Genomic DNA, 3,894 nt, shown 5'->3' with positions numbered 1-3,894 from the left:
TGAGAGGGGCAAACCGGTTGAGTAAAGCCGGACATGTGTCGCTTCGCAGGGCGTTGTATATGCCTGCAATGGTAGCCACCAGTAAGACTGAGTGGGGACGGGCGTTCCGCGACCGTCTGGCGGCTAATGGCAAGAAAGGAAAGGTGATTCTCGGCGCGATGATGCGCAAGCTGGCACAGGTGGCGTATGGAGTGCTGAAGTCAGGCGTGCCGTTCGATGCGTCACGGCATAATCCGGTAGCGGCGTAAAATCGCGGAAGGGATGAAAAAAACAGCGCCTGACGGCGCTGTGTCTGGCATGCCTGCAATCCGGGAGACTGGACCAGGAAAAAACTTGCAGGCCGTAACAGTATCTACTCCGAATTAATCTTTCAGCTTACGCATTACCAGCGTGGCGTTGGTGCCGCCGAAGCCGAAGCTGTTAGACATCACGGTGGTCAGTTCGCGATCGGTCGTTTCGGTCACGATGTTCAGACCCGCAGCCTGCTCGTCCAGCTCTTCAATGTTGATGCTCGGGGCGATAAAGCCGTGTTCCAGCATCAGCAGAGAGTAGATAGCTTCCTGTACGCCAGCAGCGCCCAGAGAGTGACCGGTCATTGCTTTGGTTGCAGAAATCGCCGGGCTCTTATCGCCGAACACTTCACGGATAGCTGCCAGTTCTTTCACGTCGCCAACCGGAGTCGAAGTACCGTGGGAGTTCAGGTAGTCGATTGGGGTATCAACACCGTGCATCGCCATCTTCATGCAACGCACTGCGCCTTCGCCAGACGGAGCAACCATGTCTGCGCCATCAGACGTTGCGCCGTAGCCAACGATTTCAGCGTAGATATGAGCACCACGTGCCAACGCGTGTTCCAGTTCTTCGACCACCACCATACCGCCGCCGCCAGCGATAACGAAACCGTCACGATTAGCGTCATAAGTACGGGAGGCTTTTTCCGGGGTGTCGTTGTATTTGGTAGACAGCGCGCCCATTGCGTCGAATTCGCAGGCCATTTCCCAGCACAGCTCTTCGCCGCCGCCAGCAAACACGATGTCTTGTTTGCCCAGTTGGATCTGCTCTACTGCGTTACCGATACAGTGTGCGGAAGTCGCACACGCGGAGCTGATGGAGTAGTTAACGCCGTGGATTTTGAACGGCGTGGCGAGGCAGGCAGAAACGCCAGATGCCATCGCTTTAGTGACCACATACGGGCCAACCGCTTTCAGGCCGCGCGGGCCGCGCATTGCGTCAGCGCCGAACACCTGGAAACGCGGAGAGCCGCCGCCGGAACCTGCAATCAGGCCAACGCGCGGGTTATTCTGGTAAGCTTCCGGGGAGAGGCCAGCATCTGCAATTGCCTGCTCCATAGAAAGGAATGCATAAATGGATGCGTCGCTCATAAAGCGCACAACTTTGCGGTCAATGAGGCCAGTGGTATCCAGTTTTACGTTGCCCCAAACGTGGCTACGCATGCCGGAATCCTTCAGCTCCTGAGAGAAAGTGATCCCTGAGCGTCCTTCACGCAGAGATGCCAGGACTTCCTGCTGGTTATTACCGATGCTGGAAACAATGCCCAGGCCAGTAATCACTGCACGTTTCATTCAATACCTCTGTAAGTCGCACATAGAGTAAGTTTCGAATGCACAATAGCGTACACTTGTACGCCGAACAAGTCCGATCAGCCAATTAATAGAGAAATTTGCGCAGCCTGGCACACATCGCTAAGATCGAGCCACCGCCTGTAAGACGAGTAACTTACGTGAAACACTACTCCATACAACCTGCCAACCTTGAATTTAATGCTGAGGGTACACCTGTTTCCCGAGATTTTGACGATGTCTATTTTTCCAACGATAACGGACTGGAAGAGACGCGTTATGTTTTTCTTGGGGGTAACCAATTAGAGGCACGCTTTCCTGAGCATCCACATCCTCTGTTTGTGGTAGCAGAGAGCGGCTTCGGCACCGGATTAAACTTCCTGACGCTTTGGCAGGCATTTGATCAGTTTCGCGAAGCGCGTCCACAGGCGCAGTTAAAGCGCCTCCACTTTATAAGTTTTGAGAAATTTCCCCTCACCCGTGCGGATTTAGCGCTAGCGCACCAACACTGGCCGGAACTTGCGCCGTGGGCGGAACAGCTTCAGGCGCAGTGGCCTTTGCCCCTGCCCGGTTGCCATCGTTTATTGCTCGATGAAGGCCGCGTAACGCTGGATTTATGGTTTGGCGATATAAACGAACTGACCAGCCAACTGGACGATTCGCTAAATCAAAAAGTAGATGCCTGGTTTCTGGACGGCTTTGCGCCAGCGAAAAACCCGGATATGTGGACGCAAAATCTGTTTAACGCCATGGCACGACTGGCGCGTCCGGGCGGCACGCTGGCGACATTTACTTCTGCCGGTTTTGTCCGCCGCGGTTTGCAGGAAGCCGGATTCACCATGCAAAAACGTAAGGGCTTTGGGCGCAAACGGGAAATGCTTTGTGGGGTGATGGAACAGACATTACCACTCCCCTGCTCCACGCCGTGGTTTAATCGTACGGGCAGCAGCAAACGGGAAGCAGCGATTATCGGCGGCGGTATTGCCAGCGCGTTGTTATCGCTGGCGCTATTACGTCGCGGCTGGCAGGTAACGCTTTATTGTGCGGATGAGGCCCCCGCGCTGGGTGCTTCCGGCAATCGCCAGGGGGCGCTGTATCCGCTTTTAAGTAAACACGATGGGGCGTTGAACCGCTTTTTCTCTAATGCGTTTACTTTTGCTCGTCGGCTTTACGACCAATTACCCGTTAAATTTGATCATGACTGGTGCGGCGTAACGCAGTTAGGCTGGGATGAGAAAAGCCAGCATAAAATCGCACAGATGCTGTCGATGGATTTACCCGCAGAGCTGGCTGTAGCCGTTGAGGCTAATGCGGTTGAACAAATTACGGGCGTTGCGACAAATTGCAGCGGTATTACTTATCCGCAAGGTGGCTGGCTGTGTCCAGCAGAACTGACCCGTAATGTGCTGGAACTGGCGCAACAGCAGGGTTTGCAGATTCATTATCAATATCAGTTGCAGGATTTATGCCGTAATGATGATTGTTGGTTGTTGAATTTTGCAGGAGATCAGCAAGCGTCGCATAGTGTGGTGGTACTGGCGAACGGGTATCAAATCAGCCGTTTCAGCCAAACGTCGTCTCTGCCAGTATATTCAGTTGCTGGTCAGGTCAGCCACATTCCGACAACGCCGGAACTGGCGAAGCTGAAGCAAGTGCTGTGCTATGACGGTTATCTCACGCCACAAAATCCGGCGAATCAACATCATTGTATTGGTGCCAGTTATCATCGCGGCAGCGAAGATACGGCGTACAGTGAGGACGATCAGCTGAAGAATCGCCAGCGATTGATTGATTGTTTGCCGCAGGCACAATGGGCGAAAACGGTTGATGTCAGTGATAAAGAGGCGCGCTGCGGTGTGCGTTGTGCCACCCGCGATCATCTGCCAATGGTAGGCAACGTGCCTGATTATGACGCTACACTCGTGGAATATGCGTCGCTGGCGGAACAGAAAGATGAGGCGGTAAGCGCGCCGATTTATGACGATCTCTTTATGTTTGCTGCTTTAGGTTCGCGCGGTTTGTGTTCTGCCCCGCTGTGTGCCGAGATTCTGGCGGCACAGATGAGTGAAGAACCGATTCCGATGGATGCCAGTACGCTGGCGGCGTTAAATCCGAATAGGTTATGGGTGCGGAAGTTGTTGAAAGGTAAAGCGGTTAAGGCGGGGTAATCTGCTTTGGCATTGTTTGTCGGATGCGGCGTAAACGCCTTATCCGACCTACGTGTGACCTGTAGGCCTGATAAGACGCGATAAGCGTCGCATCAGGCATGGTGCTCCCAATGTCGGATGCGGCGTGAACGCCTTATCGACCTACG

General features: G+C 53.9%; 3 protein-coding genes. 2 read left to right on the top strand and 1 reads right to left on the bottom strand.

Going from position 1 to position 3,894, the window contains the following annotated elements; all coding sequences use genetic code 11:
• On the top strand, window positions 1-248 hold a 248-nt coding region (locus tag AACU94_RS04395; RefSeq protein WP_167856180.1), incomplete at its 5' end, for a transposase.
• 114 nt (window positions 249-362) lie between these two features.
• Here AACU94_RS04395 and fabB read toward each other — a convergent pair.
• Window positions 363-1,583, bottom strand: a complete 1,221-nt coding sequence (gene fabB / locus AACU94_RS04390) for a beta-ketoacyl-ACP synthase I (protein ID WP_130236950.1) — start codon at window positions 1,581-1,583, stop codon at window positions 363-365.
• Window positions 1,584-1,741: 158 nt separating this feature from the next.
• On the opposite strand from fabB, the gene mnmC reads away from it, so the two are divergent.
• Complete coding sequence (gene mnmC / locus AACU94_RS04385; RefSeq protein WP_135488986.1) at window positions 1,742-3,748, top strand: bifunctional tRNA (5-methylaminomethyl-2-thiouridine)(34)-methyltransferase MnmD/FAD-dependent 5-carboxymethylaminomethyl-2-thiouridine(34) oxidoreductase MnmC; 2,007 nt, start codon at window positions 1,742-1,744, stop codon at window positions 3,746-3,748.
• Window positions 3,749-3,894: the final 146 nt, after the last annotated feature.

The organism is Escherichia sp. E4702 (genome assembly GCF_963883545.1).
Taxonomy (GTDB): domain Bacteria; phylum Pseudomonadota; class Gammaproteobacteria; order Enterobacterales; family Enterobacteriaceae; genus Escherichia.
The sequence above is the reverse complement of the archived record's forward strand: the minus strand, read 5'-3'. Positions and strand labels throughout refer to the sequence as shown.